The sequence below is a fragment of the Tissierella creatinophila DSM 6911 genome (assembly GCF_001940565.1).
Classification (GTDB): Bacteria; Bacillota; Clostridia; order Tissierellales; family Tissierellaceae; genus Tissierella_A; species Tissierella_A creatinophila.
In genome coordinates, this window is sequence record NZ_LTDM01000058.1 from 1 (window position 1) to 1,031 (window position 1,031).

Below are 1,031 nucleotides of genomic sequence, written 5' to 3' on the forward strand. Positions count from 1 at the left end.
TTTCTATGCCCTTTTTCTGTGTATAACTAGATTCTCCAAAATTAACGAGCATATTTATTTATTGAATTAAATTTCCCTTTGTGGATAACCTTAGATAATTTCAAAACTCTATTCTGCAACTATCTATTACCGCTTAAACCAAAAAAATACCACTTAGACCAAAATCTAACAAAGCCTAAGTTATATATGATATTATTATTATAACAGAAGGAGATAAAAATTAAAGTGATAAGTATACTTATTACATCTTACGCTTAGTACTAGTATATAAATAGGACAATCCAAACCTAATAAATTCTATATCTGATATACTAAAACTATCAAAAAGGAACGGATTTATTATTTATAATAAATATTGTAAAAAAGGAGGGGATAGTTATGGTTATTATAAATATAATAAGATATAAAAATGGTGATTGTTAAAGGGTTAATATATTAGAAAACTTTACAAAATTACTATCTATCTATGAATCAGATTCATTAATTTAAGTAGCTATTTTAAAATAATTAAGTAAAAAAACACTCAAGGAGGATATTCAAATGAAAAACCGTATACTTAGTTTATTATTAATTATTATTTTGATTTTCACAAATTCTATTTCTTTGGCAAATGATTATAACTCTAAACAAAATTTAAATGTGAATGAAACAACAATTATAGGTGAATCTATTATCACAGTTTTAGAGGATAATAGCAATAAATATGTAGTAGAAGAAATTGAAGGTGGTCCTCTGTCAAGAAAAAGGACAAATTAAACATAATAAATCCATATTCTGTTAAATAATATTTTCTTCTTCATAGTCATAAGGTGACTTCATGTCACAGTGACTATGTATTCTCTTTGTATTGTAGAATGTTTCAATGTATTCAAATATCAACTCATGAGCATGACTTAGATGCTGGATTACAAATCTATTCAGCCATTCTCTTTTAATAAGTGCATGAAAAGACTCGATTACTGCATTATCCCAAGGGTTACCTTTCCTTGAGTAACTCCTTATAAAGCTTTCTGCAGGAGTAGCATCAATAT

Annotated in this window: 2 protein-coding genes; one reads left to right on the forward strand and one right to left on the reverse strand. The window is 26.3% G+C overall.

The window, feature by feature from the left end:
• The first annotated feature begins 540 nt into the window (after nt 1–540).
• Nucleotides 541–756 carry a hypothetical protein gene (locus TICRE_RS10660; RefSeq protein WP_075727917.1) on the forward strand — a complete coding sequence of 72 codons (216 nt, stop codon included), beginning with the start codon at nt 541–543 and terminating at the stop codon, nt 754–756.
• Nucleotides 757–777: 21 nt separating this feature from the next.
• Here TICRE_RS10660 and TICRE_RS10665 read toward each other — a convergent pair.
• Nucleotides 778–1,031: integrase core domain-containing protein (locus TICRE_RS10665; protein WP_143583044.1), on the reverse strand; the 254-nt coding region annotated here is incomplete at its 5' end.